Raw genomic sequence first — 21383 nt, 5'->3', positions numbered from 1 at the left:
TGCTGGATAAGCTCGACGAGCTTGGCATCGCCGACAACACCGTTGTGATGTATTCTACTGACAATGGCGCCGAAGTCTTTTCTTGGCCAGATGGCGGCACAACGCCGTTCCGGGGAGAAAAGAACGACAATTGGGAGGGTGGTTTCCGCATTCCGCTGCTGATCAAGTGGCCGGGCGTGATCGAGCCGGGTCGAAAATCTAACCAGATTATCAGCCACCTCGACTGGTTCCCAACGCTGATGTCGGCGCTCGGCGATGGAGACATGAAGGAACGTATGCTGACCGAGGCACCTTTTGGCGAGGGCAACGAGCCGGTGCACCTCGACGGGTATGACTTCATGCCCTACTTCCGGGGTGAGGCGGAAGAAGGCCCACGGCGAGAGTTCCTGTACTTCTCGGACGGTGGCGACCTGATGAACCTCCGCTATAATCGCTGGAAGGTCGTCTTTGCGGAACAGCGCGCACATGGATTTGACGTCTGGCAGGAGCCCCTGACGTTCCTGCGGCTACCAAAGATCATCGATCTTTACACCGATCCATTCGAACGGGCGGAGCACGAGTCAATAGGGTACTCAAGATGGCGACTCGACCGGACCTATCTCTTGGTCCCTGCTCAGGCGTTCGTTGCGCAATTCTTGTCAACATTCGAGGATTATCCGCCCCGACAAAAGCCGGCGAGTTTCTCCATCGATCAGGTGCTGGAAAATTTGCAACGCAACCAGGGCGGCTAAAAAGTAGAGGCCATATACAGAATCCCAAAAGCGACCGCGTAATGCGGTCGTTTTTTTACCTGAGAGCGAAGGGCGGCTTTCCGCCATAGGTCTCGAACCGAGCGGTTATTGCACGCATTCGCTGAGACGCACAAAAGCAGCGCAGATCTATCGCAAGACTGGCAATCTGCGCGCGGCGCAGCTTTTGCTTGGGTATATCAAGGTTGACAGCATCGTGCGATACCTAAGTGTTGAGCTCGAAGATGCGCTGAGCACCGCTGAGAAGATTGACATCTGAATAATAGACGAACGGTCTTTGCTGCCGTTCGTCTTTTCGGACCGGTCTTTCGACCAATACATTCCGACTGACGCCTTCGAGCCCAAGGCAGCCTTAAGCGATCACGTGTAAACGATGCACTCTCAGTTGTTCGGCGTGTACCAGATCGGCGATGTGTAGGCGCGTTCCTGCGTGACCATCGGTGTACCCTCTGGCATTTCGACACCGAACTTCACAGCGTCGTAAGCAGTCCACCGTGGTGTTGGGATTTCGATCACACGAGCATAATAGAAAGCGAGTTCCGAGGGATCGAAATCCGGGTCTGTCCATACCGCTCCTAACTCCGACGCGCCGATCGTATTTGTCCAAGACGGAATGGACAAGTCGACCGTGCTCCCAACAGTTGGCAGCTTACCATTTTCGCCCGGGCTTCTGTCTCCACCCCATGCCACGTCATAGACTTTCTCCTGCGCTTCACCGGTATCCGCATCAATCCACCCTTTTATGATCTGGATGCGGTCGAGGTTTGCACCAACGGGGTCACGCAATGAATACACCAAGAAGTCTGGGGCCTCGCCTTCAGCAACGGTGAGGTCACCGCCCATCGGCACCCCTCCACCGTAACCAATCCGAGCTAGATCGCGCCGTGCAATTGCGTCTTCGGAATAGTCACCACCGAAGAACCTGACAGTCATGCGAGGGCCGGTAGTGCCATAGGCTTCGCGACGTTCCATTGCGTCGAATATAGATGTTCGCGTGTTTTCCCGCGCCCACACGGCGGTCAATCCGGCGGCACTGTAACCCCAACCGTAGTAAGCTACATCGCCATCAGAAAAAGACTTCCCAACATGGCTTGCACGTTCCGCATTTGGTTCGTAAGCCGTATGTTTACCAAAGAAATTGTCTTCTGCGACGGCAGACAAACCAGTGTGGGTGTCTGTGGCCGCGCTGGCACCGAACTTGTAGGGGTTCACACCAAGCTCAGCTTGAAGAGCAAGGCCGCGCAGTAGCCCTGACCGTGCATATTCTCCGGGCAGCATCTCCGGCGTTTTTGTAACGCTGGCATCAAGGTTGCCAAAATCCCATGTTTCGTAGTCGGCAAACTCATCTTCCGTCGACAACAGCGGGTGCGCTTCACCATCGCCCTTGATCTGGGACCACTCGTAGAGCGGTTCCCACTTCGCGCGGGCTACGGCGTATGCGCGGTCCAATGGAGGTTTGCCTTCTGCAAAGTCATCAACCAGCGAAAACACCCAACCATTGGATAGATTGCCATTATGAGCAATCGCGAGGGCATCTCCGCCTGTTGTGTCTTCGAAATTCTGAAGCCAGGCATAGAGGTCCTGCGGATTAGGCGAGCCTACCGGTGGCGTCGTTGTGTAGGGCAGTATCTGGCGTGCAATGTCAGGCCCATCGCGCAGGATCACGTTGCGATGCAGGTTGTTGCCTTGGACAAGTGAGGTCCATTCGAATGCTATGAAAGTCGTAAACACACCGGGATCATTAAATTCTTCTGCTGCACCGATAATGTCACCCCAAACTGTCGCAAATGCCGGATTGCCGGGTTGATAATTGAGCGCGGGGGAGACTGTACCTTGGGCAAAACTCGCAATGAGTTGCTGCATCGCACGAAGAGCCTCTTCTCCACCCGTATTGAAAGCGTTGTGAAACTCGCGGCCTTGCTCGTCAGCCAGTATGTTGGGGGCTCCCGAAATAATGTCTGTGATTGCACCCATCGCGTCGGAATGATCAGTAATCATGTAAAAATCAAATGGGCGGTGCAGCTTAACGGGCTGTCCAGTATTTGAAGTGACTTGTTCTCCACGTGCAAAGCGATAGGCATCGCGTGGCATGAGGCGTGTTCCACCGCCACCCGCATCAGCCGACAGGCCAGTATGGACGTGCGTGTCCCCGAAGAAAACTCTCTCTGGATAGGCGCGATCAGCATAAGGCGAATAGGGTCGCCCCTTCAAAAACGCATCGCTGGCATCAGGTGGAACAACTTGTGCAAAGGCAGTAGTCCCTGTGACAAAGGCCATACAAACAACAAGGTACGGTATCCGCATTTTGGAAAATCCCTGAAGCTTCAAAACTGATTTCTTAATCTTAGGACTTTATCCAGCCAAACTGCCAAAAGCTATCTATTCATAAGCGGCTGTTTTGTCCGCGTAGGGGTCACTCGAACAGAGCCCAGCAAACGGCTGCTCTGAGCCCGAAGCGGCCAAAGAGCTGAGCCGCGCATTAATAGCCAGTCGGGCTGGCCAATGTTGGGCGATGCTCGGATCTAGCTCGTCTGAAAAGCGAAGAGAGCCATTGATCCAGATTGCGTGCCACCGCATCTTTGTATGGAACCAGTGAACCGAACGCACAGGGCATAGGACAAAAATTGAAGACAACTGTCGGAGATTGGACCGAAAGCTTTCTTGGCACGAGAAATCTACCTCGGCGGGTCAGGGATAAACTTCTACATGAAGCACGCGTGGTTTCATACAAGCAGGGCCAGCAAGTTTTTGGACCCGACAACATCCCGGACAGTCTGATGTTTTTGCATGCCGGCCGTATACGCGTTTCCCAAAGCTCTGATGCCGGGCGAGAAATCGTGCTGTATCGTGTTGAAGCTGGAGAGAGCTGTGTGCTGACCACCGCCTGCATGCTGTCCGAGGAAGCTTATAATGCTGAGGGTATTGCCGAGACCGACGTTACGGCAATCACATTGCCAAAAACCTCTTTTGATAGACTGGCTGCTGAAGAAGACAGTTTTCGCGGCTTCGTTTTCTCGGCCTATTCTCGTCGGTTGATTGATCTTCTGCGCGTGGTCGACGATGTCGCCTTTGGCAGAATGGACGTTCGACTGGCAGAGCGCCTTTTGGCGCTGGGAGAAGGTCATTCTGAAATCCAGGCGACGCATCAGGCTTTGGCCAACGAATTAGGGACAGCGCGTGAGGTCGTTTCACGCATACTGAACGATTTTCAAAAGCGCGGACTTATCCTTCAGACGAGAGGGCGGATTACCCTCCAGAACAAACCTCAATTAGAGCGTTTGGCGGACAGCGCATGAATTTTTGCGTTGGGTGACATTGTCACTGAAGAGCAAGGCACCGGTCGGTAATCAGGTTGCAACACGAACAACCGGAGACGCCTGATGGAAACCGCGTTTACGCCGATCGCCTCATTTGGAGGTGGGCTAGCAATTGGACTTGGATCCGTGCTTTTGATGCTCGGACTTGGACGCATCATGGGTGCGACGGGCATTTTGTCCGGTTTGGCATTCCCAGAAAACCGTGAGGAATTCGCCTGGCGAACAGCTTTGGTTGTGGGAATGATCCTCGCACCGGGCCTGATCTATGCTGCAACCGGTGCGATGCCTGAACTTACGGTACCTGTCAGCCCAACTATGATCGTGATCGGCGGCGTGATCGTAGGCCTGGGCGCCAGTCTCGGGTCTGGCTGCACTTCAGGGCATGGTGTTTGCGGACTATCTCGGCTGTCTTTTCGCTCCTTGGTGGCAGTGCCGACCTTCATGGTCACAGCTGCAATCACAGTCTTCCTGATCCGTCATGTCTTTGGAGTTTAATGCAATGAAGCTTGTTTTTGCTTTGTTTACTGGCCTGATCTTTGGCATTGGCATCGCTGTGTCGGGCATGATGGACCCGGCCAAAGTTCTGAATTTCTTCGATATTGCCGGGACGTGGGATCCTAGCCTCGCCTTTGTTATGGGTGGTGCGCTCCTGGTCACTTTCTTCGGCTACAGACTTGCCTGGCGGCAAACAACGCCGCTCTTTGGCGGGCGTTTTCAGATTCCAAGCGCGACGGCCGTAGACAAGCGACTGGTTGGTGGTTCGGCTCTCTTTGGCGTCGGTTGGGGAATTGCAGGCTTCTGCCCCGGCGCTGCTATTCCGGCACTTGGCACCGGGCGTTGGGAAGTCGCTCTCTTTCTGGTTGCCGTTCTTGCCGGGTTTGTACTGCGCAGGCTCCTTTTCGCGCGACCTGTTAAGTCGGCGGCGTAATCACCCATTGCCTCAAACTCTCAGGAGTAAAGTTAGATGACGTATCACTCGAACATAAACATCAAGCCGGACGTTCAGGCCTTCTTCGATGAGGCAACGAACACCATCAGCTATATTGTAAAGGATCCAACCTCGAACTCATGTGCCATTGTCGACAGCGTAATGGACATTGATTACGCTGCCGGGCGCATCACTTACGATCACGCAGACGAACTCATCCGCCAGATCGTAAGCCAAGATCTGAATTTGGAATGGATCATTGAGACCCATGTTCACGCCGATCATTTGAGTGCGGCGCCGTATATCCAAGAAAAGCTTGGGGGAAAAATCGGCATTGGTTCAAAAATCATGATCGTGCAGGACACGTTTGGAAAGGTCTTCAACGAAGGTACCGAGTTCCAGCGTGATGGCAGCCAGTTCGATCAGCTTTTCGAAGACGGCGATGCGTACATGGTTGGCAATATGCAGGTGTTCACAATGTACACCCCCGGCCATACGCCGGCTTGCATGGTACATGTTGCAGGGGATGCGGCTTTTGTGGGCGATACTTTGTTCATGCCGGATGGGGGATCGGCGCGCGCAGATTTTCCAGGCGGCGATGCAGCAACGCTTTACGATAGCATTCAAAAAGTCCTGAGCTTGCCGGACGAAACACGACTTTTCATGTGTCATGACTACGGACCAAACGGGCGGGACATTGCCTGGGAAACAACTGTCGGCGATGAGAAAGCCCACAACATCCACGTTGGCGGTGGCAAATCAAAAGAAGAGTTCGTCAAGTTCCGCACAGAACGAGATGCTCAGCTGGCAATGCCGAAGCTGATCATCCCATCACTTCAGGTAAATATGCGTGCGGGTGAGGTGCCAACGGACGTGGACGGCAACCCCATGCTCAAGATTCCGGTCAACAAACTCTGATTTTGAAAGGATGAGAGCGATGGAAATCACCCAAATTTCCGACGACTTCAGTACTTGCGGCCAATTAGAGGCCGATGACTTTGCGGAAGTCAAAACGCTTGGATTTCGGTCGTTAATCTGTGTCCGTCCTGACGGCGAAGAAAAGGGTCAGCCTACCTTTGGCGAGATCCAAGACTGCGCCAAGGCTCAAGGTCTTCAAGCTCGCTATGTGCCGGTCAAACACTCCGGCGCAACAGAAGCGAACCACATTGAATTTTCTAAGGCGTTGGCAGAGCTGCCTGAGCCTGTCCTTGGCTACTGCCGAAGCGGTCAGCGCGCTGCAGCGCTGTGGCGCGCACTACGAGGCACTGCGGCGTAGCGGGAGGTAACGATGCGGGCGAATCAATATCTGCCGGTTCTGAGTTGGGCTCGCAGCTATGGACGGGCGGAGCTCTCTAACGATCTGATGGCGGCGGTGATCGTCACCATCATGCTGATACCCCAATCCTTGGCCTACGCGCTCTTGGCTGGGTTGCCACCGGAAGCGGGGCTGTACGCATCCATCGCGCCAATTCTGCTTTACGCAATATTTGGAACCAGTCGCGCCTTAGCCGTTGGCCCGGTTGCCGTTGTCTCACTGTTAACAGCGTCAGCGGTCGGTCAGGTTGCTGAACAAGGCACGGCAGGCTACGCGGTTGCGGCACTAACCCTCGCATTTCTTTCTGGCGGTTTCCTGTTGCTTTTGGGGTTCTTGCGGCTAGGCTTCCTGGCTAATTTTTTGAGCCACCCGGTGATTGCGGGTTTTATCACAGCATCCGGGATCTTGATCGCCGCCAGCCAACTCAAGCACATTTTGGGTGTCAATGCTCACGGACATACAGTGTTCGAGATACTCGCATCGATTGCTGCGCATTTGCACGAGGTGAATTGGGTTACGCTTGTTATCGGTCTCAGTGCGACGGCCTTCCTTTTTGGGGCCCGCCGTTGGTTAAAACCCGGACTATTGAGGCTAGGCGCCCCGGCGGCGCTTGCCGATATTCTGACGAAGGCGGGACCTGTTGCCGCCGTAGTTGCTACTACGGTTGCGGTTTGGGCATTAGATCTTGTCGAAATGGGTGTGGAAATCGTTGGGGAAGTCCCGCAAAGCCTGCCGCCGCTTACTTTGCCAGGATTTGCGCCCGATTTGCTTGCAGCGCTGTTGGTTCCGGCGATTCTGATTTCAGTGATTGGCTTTGTCGAATCCGTCTCAGTCGCGCAAACTTTGGCTGCCAAGAAACGTCAACGGATCGATCCGGACCAGGAACTCATTGGACTGGGCGCAGCCAATATCGGCGCAGCGTTCACAGGAGGCTACCCGGTCACGGGGGGATTTGCGCGATCAGTCGTCAATTTCGATGCCGGCGCTGAAACTCCTGCTGCTGGCGCCTATACTGCGCTTGGCCTCGCGATCGCCGCCTTGGCGTTGACACCATTGGTGTACTTCCTGCCAAACGCTACGTTGGCCGCCACAATCATTGTGGCGGTTCTGAGCCTTGTGGATTTTTCAATATTGCGCAGAACATGGGACTTTTCCCGTGCGGACTTCATCGCGGTATCTGCAACGGTTTTGCTGACGCTCAGTCTGGGTGTTGAAGTCGGCGTCGCGTCTGGAGTGGCTATTTCAATACTTTTGCATTTGTACAAGACGTCTCGACCGCATGTTGCGGAATTGGGCCGCGTGCCCGGGACAGAGCACTTTCGAAATGTCCTGCGCCACGATGTCGAAACCGCACCCACGGTGTTGACGTTGCGCATCGACGAGAGCCTTTACTTTGTAAACGCCGGCTTTCTGGAAGAACTGATCTTCAGTCGCCTTGCCGAGCGGACGAAGGTCAAACATGTTGTTTTGATGTTCTCTGCCGTTAACGAAGTGGACTACTCAGCGCTGGAAACTCTCGAAGCAATCAATCACCGCCTTAAGGAGCTTGGCGTTGGCCTACATCTGTCCGAAGTTAAGGGTCCTGTTATGGACAGACTCAAGCGGTCTCATATTGTCGACGGACTGAACGGCAGGGTTTTCTTGTCCCAGCACGATGCGTGGACAACGCTCATTGCAGAAGCGAGCGAGTGACCAAGATCAGCTTGGTTTGTTAACGTGATATGAACGAGCGCTTTGTCCGCATAGCGGTCACTGATGCACTGCGCAGCGAACGTCTGCAGCGAGCCCATGACCGCCATTGCAATTTCTCGCTGCGCGCGCTCACAGCACGAAAATCGCCGCGTCCGCATCATTCTCAGCGCCGCTGCGCGGCGTGAAAACCAGCCATTCACGCTGAGCGCGGCGAGACCTAATACATCAATGAGCAAGTCGCGGGACTTTGCTGCCATTGTTGCTCTCGATTCGAACGGCAGCTTAATGTAGTATCGCGTTGGCGGGGTGCCTTGATACCTCGAAGAAAACTCTACTTTTCACTACGCTGATCACGCACCTTGACACGAAGGTGTTCGGCGAATGCAGTCACCCGGCGTGGCTGTGCTCTCCCTGGTGGGAACATCACCTGCAGTGGATTTGGCGGAGGTAAGTCGTCTTCAAGCAATGATACCAGGGCTCCGGAGCGAATGTCTTCAGCGACATCCAACTCTGATTTCAGGACGATCCCGTGTCCGGCCAGCGCCCAAGACCGAATGAGCCATCCGTCATTTACAACCCGACTTCCACGAACCGTGACCCGGTGACGCTTGGGCCCTTTGCCGAAGTCCCACACGTTGTCCAAGGTCTCGCCAAAGCGCATCACGAGGCAATTATGATCTGCAAGATCGTCAGCTGATTGCGGTTTACCATGCTTTTCTAGGTACGCCGGTGCCGCACAAACGAGGCGCTGAAAGGCCCCGAGGCTTCGCACCCTGAGAGTGGAGTCGGTCACGTTGCCAAAGCGCACTGCCAGATCAAATCCCTGACCGACTAGATCGACGTATCCGTCGGACAAAGACAGTTCGATGGAAACGGCTGGGTTCTCTTGAGTGAACGTCGATATAGCCTGCGATATAATGGAACGCCCAAGATCAACAGGTGCTGAGATGCGGATCGGTCCAGAGAGCGTGTTGGCCCCGTGGCGAATGCGTGTTTCGAGGTCAAAAACCTCGCTCAGAACTGACTTGGCTCCATCTAAAAGCGTACGGCCCTCCTCAGTTAAGCTAATTGAACGCGTTGTACGGTTGAGCAGAACCACGCCATAGTAGGCTTCGAGAGCCGCCAAGCGTTCGGAGACAGTTGTTGTGGATAGGCCGGATTCGCGCGCCGCTGCAACGAGGCTGCCTTTCTCAGCAATGGTCAGGAACAGTCGCAGGTTGTCGATAAACATTGGCCGTAAATTCCGGATTATGATTTTGGTATATGGCCGTTTATCCCGAAAAAGCGGGTTCGTAAATTGCCGTCATCGACACCGAACAAAGGATGATTCCAATGGCCAAGCTGACCATCGTCGCCAACATCAAAGCCAACCCTGACAAGATCGACCTGGTAAAAACCGAGCTTCTTAAGCTTATCGACATCACGCGGGCCGAAGAAGGCTGTATCAACTACGATCTGCATCAGGACAACGAAAACCCGGCGCATTTCTTGTTCTATGAGAACTGGGAAAGCCGTGAATTGTGGCAGACGCATATGGGTGCGCCGCACCTGGCCGCCTACATGGCAGCGACCGATGGGGCTGTCGAAGAGTTCACGTTGAACGAGATGAGCATCATCGGCTGATCAGACCAGAAGGAGCACGCCATGAAAGCTGTCGGATATACCGAGACGGGCCCGATTGTTCGACCCGATGCATTGATCGACTTTGATGCCGATAAGCCCGCCGCGACTGGACATGATCTGCTGGTGAAGGTGGAGGCGATTTCAGTCAACCCTGTGGATACCAAAATCCGGCAGCGGCGTGCTCCGACTGGAGGGACACCAGATATATTGGGGTGGGATGCCGCCGGTGAGATTGTTGACATCGGTGATGCCGTCAAAAATTTTTCGGTCGGTGAAAAAGTTTACTACGCAGGTTCGGTGAACCGGCCCGGAACCAACTCCGAATATCATCTCGTCGATTCCCGCATCGTCGGCAGAGCGCCGGGTTCTATCCCGACCTCTGCGGCGGCGGCGATGCCCCTGACAAGGTCTTGTCAGAAGAAGTTGTCTTGAGGCAGGAAGGACGGTCGCATAGTTTTTGTCTATGACCAAACCTGCCTCTTTCAAGTACTTTAAAACGAGTCCCGAGATCATCCGTCTTGCGGTGATGCTGTACATCCGTTTCCCGCTCTCGCTTCGGAATGTCGAAGACTTGTTGCACGAGCGAGGCATCGACGTGAGCCACGAAACCGTCCGATATTGGTGGAACAGGTTTGGTCCAATGTTTGCAGCTGAGATCCGACGGAAGCGTGTTCAGCACCTGCGCGCATTCTCGAAATGGAAGTGGCACGTGGACGAGGTTTTTGTGAAGGTGAATGGCAAGAGGCACTACCTCTGGCGGGCTGTAGATCATGATGGCGAAGTGCTGGAAGCAGTCGTCACCAAACGCCGAAACAAGCAGGCCGCATTGAAATTCCTCCGGAAATTGATGAAGCGCCATGGCTGTGCGGAAGAGATTGTGACGGACCGCTTCGCATCGTATCGGGCCGCTCTCAGAGAGCTTGGGGCTACCGAAAAACAGCAGACGGGCAGGTGGCTCAATAACCGCGTTGAGAATTCACACCTCCCGTTTCGAAGACGCGAACGCGCCATGCAACGTTTCAGGCGCATGCGAAGTTTGCAGAAGTTCGCCTCCGTCCACTCCTCTGTCTACAACCACTTCAACCAGGAAAGATCGCTTACTAGCCGAGAAACCTTCAAGCTGACACGCACCGTCGCTCTTGCCGAGTGGCGCGGTCTTTGTGCCGAATAAAGGACAGCTCTACTGGCCTAGCTGAGACTGGTTCGAATTTGTCTGACAGCACCGCTTCGCGGCAAGCGCCTGTTCTGCACTCAGAGTGGCGATCTGATCGATATGCGGCTCTCTCAAACTATCTTCGCAGAAAGAGATACAAACATCGCGCTTCAGCTAACACTACACAAAACAGAGCCTTTTCAAGCTGGGTTCCCTCGTCGTCATCTTCAAATATACTTTCGCAAAGAATCCATAGTAAAGAGCCAGACAGATGAGTATTTTGGAGAGGGCAAATCTGCCGGACGGCTTTGGCTATGTGTTGCTCGTATTCGGCTTGATCCTTACGCTGGCGCCTTGGTTTCATGGCCGTGACTTCGGCATTGTAAAGATCCCACAATTTGAAAATGACCAACGCCGAAAACTAAAGCTATTTGGACCGGCGATACTGACAGCAGCGATTCTGTTGCATCTCCCGTTCTCCGCGGAAACGGTAGGCACCGATTTGACCCGCAACACACCGCCAGGTTCGTCCGTTCCAGAGGACCTAACGCCATCGGTTCTTAAAAACAGTTTCATCCTTGCGGAGTGGAACGAGTCAGGATGTCTGTTTCCAGGCGAACTCATTGAACGAGACAGCGGCAGCGGACTTGTACTTTTTGATTTTGATGATCTTAAAACACTCCCGCTTTCTCAGATCTACGTGACGATAGAGCCAAAAATCTTCATTGGTGCGAGCCTCTATGCTAAACTGCCCGAACGGGATGCTTGGTTACCGGTTTCGGTGCGGAACCACACCGACGGCAAAGTGCAGGTCAGACGTGACGAATCCGCAATTTGCGCAGCTGAATTCGGTAAGAGTGTGAAGTGGCTACCGGAAGCTAGCGTAGTCGGCATTCAGCCGATAGGAGGTGACCCATGACGACCACAACGCAGTTTATTTCCACTGCCACGCTAAGTCTACTTATCTGTTTGTCTTCGCCGGTGGGCATGGCACAAGAAAAGCGCGAATTCTTTGATGACTTCCAAGGGCAGACGCTTAGCCCTGCGTTCAGAGTTTTGAACCCTGACCGGCAAAGAATGGCACTTACACAGGACGAGTTTCTTCTTCTTGTTGCGCATAAAGACAAGAAAAACGTCATTGAGTACAATGGCCTTCTTCCGGAGAATTATGTCGTAACGATCAGGCTAGCCGGCACCCCATCTGAAAGACAACAAGGTGTGCAAATTCGCATTGGCGACGCGTCAAACAACGTGCGGGTGGGTGTATATGTGGACTATTATAAGAGCCTTTATCAGTTTACGAACAAGACTTTAGACAACGAGGACGCCAAAGAAATTTCAATTCGAGATGATGGCCTTCTGGGTGAGCCACTGTATTTGAAGTTCACCAAAACCGATGTAGAATTTGAGGGGGCTTCGAGTCCAGATGGAGTGCAATGGAGTTCACTGGGAAAGCAGGTGTTGATCGACCCATCCGCAAAGGTAAATTTCGAAGTCTATGGGTGGGGTGATGCACCCGAAAGTCCAATAAAGATTGATAGCTTTGAAATTGTGGATATTACTAACTGACATTAAACGGCACAAACTCGATAAAAGCTATCAAAACGAAATTCCGTTCTTGAATGGGGATCAAATGAGTTTGACAAGGTGGTGTATTCCGGGGACTGCGCAAAGGGTTGAGCGTTCGATCTTCTCGGATGGCGGTTTTGTCCCGCGAAGCAGACGCTCCACCAAATTTGCCGACTGTCCGCTTCGAGCCGGAAGCGGACATGGTTGTTTCGCAGAAGTTGTGTTTTAGGTTGTCCTCTTAGTAGCGATATTGCCACCTAATGCATAAATCGGGTTCAATCCAACTGGAGGCTGACAATATCAAAAAAGGCATCTAAATCCTCGCTCTGAGGCCTCTTACATTACATTTATCCGTTGCTTGCAAATTCGTCTTCCGGCTCTTCATCTGGGGTTTGATCTGCTCCCTCCGCTTCTCCATCAGCATCATCGTCCTCCTGGCCGTCGGCATAAATGCTTCCGTCGTCCGAAGTGCCTAGTGTGGCTTTTACCGATTCTTCATCGGGATTGGAGGCGCGGACGGCGCCAAGGACGCGGTCTTGCTGTTCCTCCGCGATGATTGTGTCGTCAGAAAAGTCGCCTTTGTAGTGCCCCAACAGGCTGGCTTCCGCGTCATGCACCGCCTCCGCAGCCGCCAACTGATCGTCGGTCGGCTGCCCTATCTTATTTCCGTCCTCATCTGTTGTTACGTCGTGCGCATCTTTCACCGCTTGTGCGGTCTCAAGATCTTCAGGCGCAATCGTACCGGGGGTGGCCGCCTCATCGGCAAGAACCTGTTCAGCTTCCTCCAGCGTCATTGGAGCCGTGTCCAAATAGTCATACGCCGCAGCAATTTCCTTCACTTCTTCTGGGCTCAAGTCGTAGTCTTCACCCATGACATGATTGAAGTTCGCGTCGGCTACTGCAAGACCTGCAGCCAGGCTTACCGGCCCTGTACCTTTCGCATACTGTCCGTTCGCGATATGCGCGAGTTTTGCATTTATACTGGAGTTAATCGCACCATTCAGTTTGCCAAGGTTGCGAGGGTCAAGCGTGCCATCATCAAGGAGTTTTGTTTTTCTGCTTGGTGGGCTGAGGGACTGCTTAACACTCGTTTTTTTTGCTTGTGTTGTGGTCGTCCGCGCCTTGTTCCCTTGGAATAGACCTTTGATACCGTTTTGCTTTAGGTTGCGGCCTAAAGCCTGAAAGTCTTTCTTCATAGCTCGACCTAAACGACTGCCGCTCTTTGACTTACGACTTTTGCTGGCAGACTTCGAGTTTGTCCCGTTCAGCGATTTGTCAGAACCCCATCCCCTTTTGGCACCTTTTTCACCGCTGTTGCCGCCCTTTTCACCTCCGTTATCCCCTTTTCCACCGCCGTTACCTCCACCCTTGCCGTTACCATTTTTGGCGTATGCGTAATCAGCGGCAGAAACCGTCACGATCGGTGCAACTACAAATGCAGACAGTACGAGTGCGGAGACGCTCACTTTAAGGAAGTTCAACACGTAAGAAATCCTTTTTACTTAGCGAAATACAGATTAGCGGTGACGTGCAAATGCCACACTTAAGAGTGTTGCCAAAACGGGGCCAGAATGTGGCAACTATCCGACATTTCGGAGTGGATATTTTTAATTTAACATTAACAGCTTAGCCGTTACTCCCAAAAGAATCACTGGGGAAGTATTAATACTGTTGACAATAGTAATTAGCTTGGAGCTTTTGTCTCCAAAAGCGGTCAAAAAAAACGCCAAAACTGAAATAATTTGAGCGTTAATCTTCGGTTAATGTGAGGTTTGAAACAGATTAGTCAGTTTTTCACGAGTTGACTATGATTAAGCAAAGCAAAAGGGATCTATTTCCACCTTTAAGTGACGCCAAGGTCGAAAATTTTAGCCCAAACAAGAATAGCGACCTAAAATCTATGATAAGGAAGGCTATAATTGCTTTTCCCGTATTGCTATATTTTCTTCTTTTGGCCTTTTTTCTAAATAGAGCGTCCGCCGCAAGTTATGTATCGATCCTATTGTAGAAGAAGGCTTTTGCCCTCGGCTAGAAAATGAGGGTCCGTGCCGTTAGGCCCAGCAGCGAAAGGTAGCTCTATTCATCAACTTGGTCAGCTGATCAATCATTCAATTGATTCTGGAGCTCCCCGCCGCAACAAACGGAAGCTTTGCCTGCCCAGCAGTCACTGGTCGTTTCCAGTAGACTGCCCCAATTACAGTTGTGCACCGCTTTTTTTGTTTTTCATTTGTCAAAAGCTACGTTGGCAACCCTTTCGGGATGATGCGTCTAGGAAATCAAACTTCACTCTAAACGACCTCGCTCGGAATTTTTGAACTAAAACTTAGGAGATTGCAGGCAATTTCCAGGCCGCGCGCAATCTAAGTACAACGCCTTCTTTGTTACTCCTTCGAAGACAGACAGTAGAATTTCTTTACGCAAAAGACCTCAAAATTGAAAATTGTCACTTTTGACCGAACAAATTCAAAATTTTATTGAAATTTCTCAATGGCAAAGCGACCCTTTGAAAAGTCGGTGCCGCTTTGTGTTTTGGCGGATATTTCGGCTTTGTTAGTGCCAAGGTGGGGGGACATTTTGGAGTATGGTAAATGGTTTTTCGTTTTCGGGCTTTGACCCTATCTCTTGTCGCTTCTACAGGCTTGCTTTCTGCATGTGCGACGCCTTCTGAAACAACGATTACGCGAGACTCACAGATTGACGACACATTGGCAAATCCAGACAAGGAATGTCAGTTCGACGCGATTTCGCATGTGGTCGCGCGGCAAGTAAAACTTCACGACGGCGGCGGAGAAACACTTCTTCAACTTGGCGATGCTTGCCCAGACTTGGAAGTTGCATTCTATTTTGAGAACGGCCGACGGGAAGTTAGGATGCCGTTTGAAGACGGCAATTTTTCCGATCCACCTCTCGGAGCAATCGATTCTGACCGTGAGCAGGATTCTTCCCAATTTGCTGATTTCAGTGATGGTGTTCAGTCCGGTGGCCGTGACAGCTCCGGCAGCGAAAGCTCTGGCAGCGGGGACAGTTCCGACGGCAGTGGCAGTTCTGGTGGCGGGAGCAACTCCGGTGGCAGTGACAGTTCTGGTGGTGGGGACAGCTCCGACGGAGCGGACAGTGCAGAGAGTGAAAACCGCGGTCGTGGAAGCACGGCTAATAATGGACACGGCAATGGTAGTGAAGGGTCCAGTCCTGGACGCGGCTCGCGCTCAAATGTCGACGAATGAAGCTACGTGGGTCTTCCCCATTTTAACGTTCATCATACCCATCAATTGTAGATATAAATCGGCAGTTCGTTCAAAATGCCGCGAACGGCCGCTGTCGTAAAATGCAGACCTTCAGGCGAAAATTCTCGGAATGACCACGAACAATGATCGCTATCGTTCTTAAGCCGTCATCTGACAAAATCACTCAGATGACCGCCTAGAGCCCAAAATTGTCAATCGGTAAAAACGCGTCGAAACACTTTCTAGTTGTTGATGGCCGCGCGATCTTTGTCTGGGATGACTGACGACGCGGGCAACAGTTTGGATACAGGACTGCCCAGACTATCTGGATCGTGCCTAGAAGCACACTTATTCAAACGGTGTGGTGTGAACGCTAGCTCGTGATACCGGCGCTCAAACTAGTGACCAAACACCCAAGCAGATATTTCGCTGCGTTTTGGTGTCTCGCCGTTGGGTTTTAATACGCAAGTTAACTTCAATCCAACGAGACTATTCTTCTTTGCGCGCGTAAAAATAGTTGATTTGTTGCATTTTGGAATCAAGTATCCGCACGCGTGGTAAAACTGAATTACCTGTGTTACTTACGCATTCGCCAGACTTTTCTGGTCGCCTCCTGGAGATGTAAGTGAGTGGCGTCGCCAGGAGGCTGCTGATATATTGAGCGGGTCGTTACAGGGAAACTATGAAAGAAGCGATTTTATAGTCAGAAGAGATATGTGACTCGCCTTGAGCAATGTCGCTTATTTCGGGATTCCCAGAGATTCTTGTTCGACGTCACAAGGAAACATTCAAACATCAGCATAATTCTGGATTTATTGCGTCAGTACGTGCTTTCTTCGACCGTTAAGGAAGTAGGGGAGAGCCAAATGAAACAGGAGCTGAGAACGTTGACGATTTGGTCATTCCTTTGGTTCACGGCATTTTCGATTGCTTTTCCCATCGGCGCGCAAGAAACTGAGGCTGTCGAGGTCGAGGACGACGAGCTTATTAATGCAGCCGTAGATGAGATGATTGCGGCCGATGATCTCGAAATCCTACTTGTTCCCTGAAGTGAGTTAAGAGACGGTATGTGCATAAGCCGGAAGTGTTGAATGCGGTGCGTCAAGCATGACAGAGTAGAAGGGAACCACTAAAATGCCGTTAAACAGATACCGCGGACAATAGTTGTTCTTTGCCAATTTGGCATTTGGATCCGCATAGAAGAGGGGTGCCTCGCTCGAGAACCAAGAATTCATCGCCTAACGAATAAGCAAACTCAAAAAACTGCTCGACCAAAATTATGGCCATTTCGCCTTGATCGCGTAGCAGGCCGACGACTTCCCCGATCTGTTTGATAATGTTCGGTTGAATACCTTCGGTCGGCTCGTCCAAAAGCAGTATCTTTGGCTTCGTGATCAACGCACGCGCAATTGCAAGCTGTTGCTGCTGACCTCCAGATAAGTCGCCCCCGCGCCGAGAAAGGAACTCTTCTAAGATCGGAAAAAGCTCGAAAATATAGCCGGGGATCGCGTGATCGCTGCGGGGCAGGCAGGCGAAGCCTGTTTCGAGGTTTTCGCGAACCGTTAAAAACGGAAAAATCTCGCGCCCTTGCGGAACGTAAGCCACTCCTTTTCTGGCGAGTTCAAAGGAAGTGACATTGCCGATTATTTCGCCGTTCAGGACATAGTCGCCACCGCTGCGGGGATGCGCGCCGGATATAGCTTTCAACAGGCTTGTTTTTCCAACGCCATTGGTGCCCATGACACAGGTCACTTGACCTTGACGCGCGGTGATGTCGACACCGTTCAAGATCTGGCTGCCTCCATAGTGAAGGGTCAGATCGGAGATGTTCAGAAAGTCAGCGGCCAAGATAAACCTCGATTACTCTTTCGTTCTGGGTGACATGGTCCAACGATCCTTCGGCCAGAACCGACCCCTCATGCAGAACGGTTACTTTGCAGTTGAGGCGGCTGACGAACTCCATATCGTGTTCTACGACGACCACTGCTCGGGTTTTGGCCGCTTCAACAAGGATGTCGGTCGTATGTTCGCGCTCTGCCGGGGTCATCCCTGCCGCAGGCTCATCCACCAGCAGCAATTGCGGATCCTGGGCCAGCAGCATCCCGATCTCGAGCCATTGCTTTTGCCCGTGGCTAAGTTCACCGGCTTTGCGGTCCAAGGCGCTCTGCAGACCGATTTCGTCGGCCAGCGATGCGACTTTCTCATGATCTTGCTGACGCGCCCGGAACCGCAGCACGGCCAACGGCCCGCGTTTGTTTTTCAGGGCAAGAATCAGGTTTTCGCGGACACTTTGGTCTTCGAACACAGTTGGTCTCTGGAACTTTCGCCCCACTCCGGCCTGCGCGATCTGACTTTCGCTCATCGACAGTAATGAGACAGATTTTTCGCCCCACAGAACATGACCATCGTCCGGCTTGGTTTTGCCCGTGATGATGTCCATGAACGTCGTCTTTCCCGCCCCGTTCGGGCCGATGACAGCGCGCATTTCGGCGGGGCCGATTTGGAACGTGAGGTTGTTGATCGCCTTGAAGCCGTCAAAGGATACTGAAACGCCAGAAACTTCGAGAAGTGTGCTCATTCATTCGCCTCCTTTTCGCGCAACGATCCAAGGTCCGGTCCCAGGTCGGCCCCATGTCGGTCCGGTGCGCGGCGTTCCGTAAGCTTGTCGATCAGTCCCCCTATGCCGCGGGGCGCGAAAAGCGTGACCGCAACAAACGAGAACCCAAGCAGGATGGTCCACCAATCGACCCATTGGATCGTGTAGAACCCCAGCGAGATGTCGGGGGCCTGCCCGCCTGTGAACCATGTCGACAGCAACGAGACAAAGGCCGCACCGATCACCGCCCCGTACAGCCGTCCGCGCCCGCCGATCGCCACCCAAACGGCCAGATAGATTGACGCAATGGGCGCAATTTCGGCCGGGTTAATGATGCCCGCCTGTGGATAGTACAAAGCTCCCGCGATACCACAGATCACGGCGGTGAAGGTAAAGATGAAAAGCTTGTAGGCCTCGACCGAGTATCCAAGGAACCGGACGCGGCTTTGGTCGTCGCGGATGGCGCGAATAACCGATCCGAATTTGCCAGACACCACCCATGCGCAGACAAGGTAGCCAAGGCCTAGCGCCAAGGCGGACGCCCAGAAGAACAGGATCGAAACCGTTGATTGCGGCACCGAGTCCAGCCCTGGCAGGTTCTGCAGCCCCGACAAACCGTTGTTCCCGCGCAACCCGCTGTCGTTCTGGAACAGGTACAGGGACAGCGCCAGTGTCATCGCCTGCGTCAGGATCGACAGGTAAACCCCGGTCACCCGGCTGCGAAACGCCAGCCACCCAAAGATAAGTGCCAGAAGACCGGGCACCAACACGACGGCAGCCAGTTGCAGCGGCAGGGAATGTGCAAAAGCCCAGATCGGGGGGAACTCGGATGCGCCGACAACGCCGAAAATCTGGGTGGCAATGCCATCCGAGATTTCCTGGGCCGTCGGCGGCAAGGCAGAGGCCGCGAGGCTGTCGACCACGATAATCTCGGTACGGGCGTACATCAGCCACATACCGATGGCATAGCCGCCAATGCCAAAGAACGCCATGTGCCCCAGCGACAGGATACCTGTGTATCCCCACACCAGATCCATCGCCAGTGCAGCAAGACACAGGCACAGCGTTTTGCCCAAAGTTTTGATAAAGCTGGTGGAAATCAGCCCGATGCCAAACCCTTCGCCCAAAACGGTGATGATGGCAGTAAACAGGGACAGGAAGATCAGAAAGATCGCGACAGAGGGATAGCGCAGCACCAGTGGCTTGCGTATCGGTTCGACTGTAGAAGTCATGTCAACCATATCACGCTTCCGCCGCCCGACCTTTGAGCGCGATGATCCCGCGCGGTCGGAATTGAATGAACAGGATGATGAAAAGGATCATGTAGGTCTGCGCCGCCAGCGTATTGGACGGGTTGAACCACTCGATCCCCTTTTGCAGCGTTCCAACCATCGTCGCGCCCAGCAGCGTGCCCCAGATGTTGCCAACGCCGCCGACGACCACCGTCATAAAGCTTTGCACGATGTAGTCAGAGCCCATCTCGGACGTGACTTTGGCGTACAGCCCGATGGCCACGCCGGCGATGCCAGCAATGCCCGAGCCCAGACCGAACGTCAACATGTTGATCCGGTCCGGGTTGATCCCCATCGAGGATGCCATGCGGTTGTTCTGGGTTACGGCCCTCACCTCAAGCCCCAGCCGAGTTCGGTTCATGACGATAAGGAATAGCGACAGAAACAGCAGCGCCAGAACGAAGATCGCGATGCGGATGTAGCTGATCGACACGATGTCGTTCAGAACCATCGACCCATCCAACCATGCCGGAGCCGTCAGAGGACGCGCCTGCGTGCCGAATATATTCTTGGCCAGTTGCTGCAAGGCAATGGAAACGCCGAAGGTTGCCAGCAACGTCTCTAGCGGGCGGTGATACAGCCACCGAATGACCAGCCGCTCCAGCAGAACTCCGGCCCCGAAGGTCACGAGAAACGCGCAGGGAATGGCCACAAGTATCGAAAGCGTCAGGTCAGGAATGAACAACTGCACCACATAGCCGGTATAGGCGCCCATCATGATAAACTCACCATGCGCCATATTGATCACGCCCATGACCCCGAAGGTGATCGCAAGACCGATCGCCGCAAGGAAATAGATCGAGGCCAGAGACAGCGCGTCCAACACCAGATCCGCTGTCTGGTTCAAAGCAACCTGCGTTTCGATGTTGTCCAAAGCCGCCTGCGCAGCAAGAGCGATGGGCAGGGGGGCTGAGACGTAAACCTTGAAAAACTTATGCTTTTGAACAGTTTCGGCAATATCTTCCTGTGTCACCAGCGGGGTCGCAAGACCTTGCTGGGCCAACACCTGATACGCGGCCTCTCGGGCGGCGTCCTCGTCAAGGCTCGCCACTTGTACACCCGCAACGGTATCGCCGTTTATGTTGGCGATCAGGGTTTGCTTTACCGCTGCGGCATCCACCGGTTCCGGGGCCAACCCATTTGCGACAAGAAGTTTATAGGCCTGGTCCTGCGTCAACTCGTCTGATCCGACCTCAATGCCAACCGCACCGTCCGGGATTTGATCTGCGACCTTGATTTCGGATGAAACCAAAGGATTGAGCGTTGCCCTGACATCTACACCCAGATCGCCGGCAAAGCTGTCGATTGCAGCAAGCCTCGCAGCCTCATCCTCATCAAAGCGAATGGTGAGCAAGCGTTCCAACCGGTCTTTGCGCGCCTTGAGGTCGGCGTCTTGTTCAGCTTCGATGGAACCCCGCAGGGCAGACAGGTGCGACGCCTCGGCGTCTCGCTCAATCGCTGTCAAAGCAGCGTCGCGTGTCCTGGGATTGGGGTCGTTCAGCTGAAACTGTACCAGGGCAGACGCGATCAACCCGCGAATACCAGAATTGGGTTTGAGTTGTTTGTATTCCTTCTTATCGACAACTCCGATCTCGACACCGTCAGATACATCAAAAATCTGCAACCCACCGTCAGCCGTTGAGGCAAAGACAAAAAGACCGGTTTCTTTGTTGAACCACATGTCCTTGGCCTGCCAACGCTCCAGAACGGTCTGCGCTTCCGGCAGTCCACTTTGCGCCAACGCGTCAATCGCGGGGCCAATCGTCTTGCGAGAGGATTTCTGGATCACCTCCGCGTGGGACCGCAATATCTGCTGAACCGGGGCGTCTGCGGATTGCGCTTGCAAAAGGGTAGGGGCCACAAGGACCAGCAGGGCAAGCACTGCCCGCCTGAACGGAAGCGTCATTTAGGAAGACCTTTGTTTT

Annotated in this window: 22 protein-coding genes and 1 pseudogene; 16 read left to right on the top strand and 7 right to left on the bottom strand. The window is 53.3% G+C overall.

Features of this window, described 5'->3' with window-relative positions; translation table 11 throughout:
• Both GS630_RS09645 and GS630_RS22385 read left to right on the top strand, forming a co-directional pair.
• On the top strand, window positions 1-731 hold a 731-nt coding region (locus GS630_RS09645; RefSeq protein ID WP_171711991.1), incomplete at its 5' end, for a sulfatase-like hydrolase/transferase.
• A gap of 76 nt (window positions 732-807) precedes the next feature.
• Window positions 808-1008 (top strand): annotated as a pseudogene (locus tag GS630_RS22385) (integrase); the annotation flags it as partial.
• Window positions 1009-1130: 122 nt separating this feature from the next.
• On the opposite strand, the gene GS630_RS09640 reads toward GS630_RS22385, so the two are convergent.
• Window positions 1131-3053: a DUF3604 domain-containing protein gene (locus tag GS630_RS09640; protein WP_171621545.1), complete on the bottom strand. Its 1923-nt coding sequence runs from the start codon at window positions 3051-3053 to the stop codon at window positions 1131-1133.
• A gap of 320 nt (window positions 3054-3373) precedes the next feature.
• Here GS630_RS09640 and GS630_RS09635 point away from each other — a divergent pair, with 320 nt between their 5' ends.
• The 7 genes from GS630_RS09635 (at window position 3374) to GS630_RS09605 (ending at window position 8292) form a co-directional block, all read left to right on the top strand.
• On the top strand, window positions 3374-4045 hold the full coding sequence (locus GS630_RS09635) for a Crp/Fnr family transcriptional regulator (protein ID WP_170612194.1): 672 nt from the start codon (window positions 3374-3376) through the stop codon (window positions 4043-4045).
• Between the two features lie 84 nt (window positions 4046-4129).
• On the top strand, window positions 4130-4561 hold the full coding sequence (locus GS630_RS09630) for a YeeE/YedE family protein (protein ID WP_170514316.1): 432 nt from the start codon (window positions 4130-4132) through the stop codon (window positions 4559-4561).
• A gap of 4 nt (window positions 4562-4565) precedes the next feature.
• Window positions 4566-4994, top strand: a complete 429-nt coding sequence (locus tag GS630_RS09625) for a DUF6691 family protein (RefSeq protein WP_170612192.1) — start codon at window positions 4566-4568, stop codon at window positions 4992-4994.
• 36 nt (window positions 4995-5030) lie between these two features.
• Complete coding sequence (locus GS630_RS09620) at window positions 5031-5912, top strand: MBL fold metallo-hydrolase (RefSeq protein ID WP_171237114.1); 882 nt, start codon at window positions 5031-5033, stop codon at window positions 5910-5912.
• 19 nt (window positions 5913-5931) lie between these two features.
• Window positions 5932-6270 (top strand): TIGR01244 family sulfur transferase, encoded by a 339-nt coding sequence (locus GS630_RS09615; protein WP_170612187.1) that lies wholly within the window; start codon window positions 5932-5934, stop codon window positions 6268-6270.
• Window positions 6271-6282: 12 nt separating this feature from the next.
• The gene (locus tag GS630_RS09610; RefSeq protein WP_171237115.1) at window positions 6283-8001 is read left to right on the top strand and encodes a SulP family inorganic anion transporter; all 1719 of its coding nucleotides are present in this window, start codon (window positions 6283-6285) and stop codon (window positions 7999-8001) included.
• Between the two features lie 96 nt (window positions 8002-8097).
• Window positions 8098-8292, top strand: coding sequence for a hypothetical protein (locus GS630_RS09605; RefSeq protein WP_171621544.1), 195 nt, complete (start codon window positions 8098-8100; stop codon window positions 8290-8292).
• Window positions 8293-8332: 40 nt separating this feature from the next.
• Here the strand turns inward: GS630_RS09605 and GS630_RS09600 are convergent, their stop codons facing one another.
• A complete protein-coding gene (locus tag GS630_RS09600) occupies window positions 8333-9232 on the bottom strand; it encodes a LysR family transcriptional regulator (protein WP_171621543.1) in 900 nt (299 codons plus the stop codon).
• A 101-nt stretch (window positions 9233-9333) separates the two neighbouring features.
• On the opposite strand from GS630_RS09600, the gene GS630_RS09595 reads away from it, so the two are divergent.
• The 5 genes from GS630_RS09595 (at window position 9334) to GS630_RS09575 (ending at window position 12346) form a co-directional block, all read left to right on the top strand.
• Window positions 9334-9624 carry a putative quinol monooxygenase gene (locus GS630_RS09595; RefSeq protein ID WP_171175031.1) on the top strand — a complete coding sequence of 97 codons (291 nt, stop codon included), beginning with the start codon at window positions 9334-9336 and terminating at the stop codon, window positions 9622-9624.
• 21 nt (window positions 9625-9645) lie between these two features.
• Window positions 9646-10056 carry an alcohol dehydrogenase catalytic domain-containing protein gene (locus GS630_RS09590; RefSeq protein ID WP_171621542.1) on the top strand — a complete coding sequence of 137 codons (411 nt, stop codon included), beginning with the start codon at window positions 9646-9648 and terminating at the stop codon, window positions 10054-10056.
• A gap of 31 nt (window positions 10057-10087) precedes the next feature.
• A complete protein-coding gene (locus GS630_RS09585) occupies window positions 10088-10795 on the top strand; it encodes an IS6 family transposase (protein WP_171175025.1) in 708 nt (235 codons plus the stop codon).
• A 253-nt stretch (window positions 10796-11048) separates the two neighbouring features.
• On the top strand, window positions 11049-11696 hold the full coding sequence (locus GS630_RS09580; protein WP_171619433.1) for a hypothetical protein: 648 nt from the start codon (window positions 11049-11051) through the stop codon (window positions 11694-11696).
• Complete coding sequence (locus tag GS630_RS09575) at window positions 11693-12346, top strand: hypothetical protein (protein WP_171619431.1); 654 nt, start codon at window positions 11693-11695, stop codon at window positions 12344-12346. The genes GS630_RS09580 and GS630_RS09575 overlap by 4 nt, the downstream gene beginning before the upstream one ends.
• A gap of 347 nt (window positions 12347-12693) precedes the next feature.
• Here the strand turns inward: GS630_RS09575 and GS630_RS09570 are convergent, their stop codons facing one another.
• A complete protein-coding gene (locus tag GS630_RS09570) occupies window positions 12694-13830 on the bottom strand; it encodes a hypothetical protein (RefSeq protein WP_171619429.1) in 1137 nt (378 codons plus the stop codon).
• 1104 nt (window positions 13831-14934) lie between these two features.
• Between GS630_RS09570 and GS630_RS09565 the strand changes: the two genes are divergently transcribed.
• Entirely contained in the window at window positions 14935-15570 is a 636-nt protein-coding gene (locus GS630_RS09565) for a hypothetical protein (RefSeq protein WP_171236973.1), read from the top strand.
• Between the two features lie 866 nt (window positions 15571-16436).
• Window positions 16437-16619, top strand: a complete 183-nt coding sequence (locus GS630_RS09560) for a hypothetical protein (RefSeq protein WP_171619427.1) — start codon at window positions 16437-16439, stop codon at window positions 16617-16619.
• Window positions 16620-16710: 91 nt separating this feature from the next.
• Here GS630_RS09560 and urtE read toward each other — a convergent pair whose 3' ends face one another.
• From urtE to urtB, 4 genes are read right to left on the bottom strand one after another with little or no spacing between them, the layout of a single operon-like run.
• On the bottom strand, window positions 16711-17418 hold the full coding sequence (urtE, locus tag GS630_RS09555) for an urea ABC transporter ATP-binding subunit UrtE (protein ID WP_171175045.1): 708 nt from the start codon (window positions 17416-17418) through the stop codon (window positions 16711-16713).
• Complete coding sequence (gene urtD, locus GS630_RS09550) at window positions 17408-18148, bottom strand: urea ABC transporter ATP-binding protein UrtD (RefSeq protein WP_171175043.1); 741 nt, start codon at window positions 18146-18148, stop codon at window positions 17408-17410. The genes urtE and urtD overlap by 11 nt, the downstream gene beginning before the upstream one ends.
• Window positions 18145-19398 (bottom strand): urea ABC transporter permease subunit UrtC, encoded by a 1254-nt coding sequence (urtC, locus tag GS630_RS09545; protein WP_371732350.1) that lies wholly within the window; start codon window positions 19396-19398, stop codon window positions 18145-18147. Before urtC ends, urtD begins: the two co-directional genes overlap by 4 nt.
• A gap of 10 nt (window positions 19399-19408) precedes the next feature.
• A complete protein-coding gene (gene urtB / locus GS630_RS09540) occupies window positions 19409-21364 on the bottom strand; it encodes an urea ABC transporter permease subunit UrtB (RefSeq protein WP_171239127.1) in 1956 nt (651 codons plus the stop codon).
• Window positions 21365-21383 lie beyond the last annotated feature (19 nt).

It is taken from the genome of Ruegeria sp. HKCCD7303 (genome assembly GCF_013111185.1).
Classification (GTDB): Bacteria; Pseudomonadota; Alphaproteobacteria; order Rhodobacterales; family Rhodobacteraceae; genus Ruegeria.
Note: the sequence above shows the minus strand (reverse complement) of the source record. Positions and strands in the feature narration are given on the sequence as shown.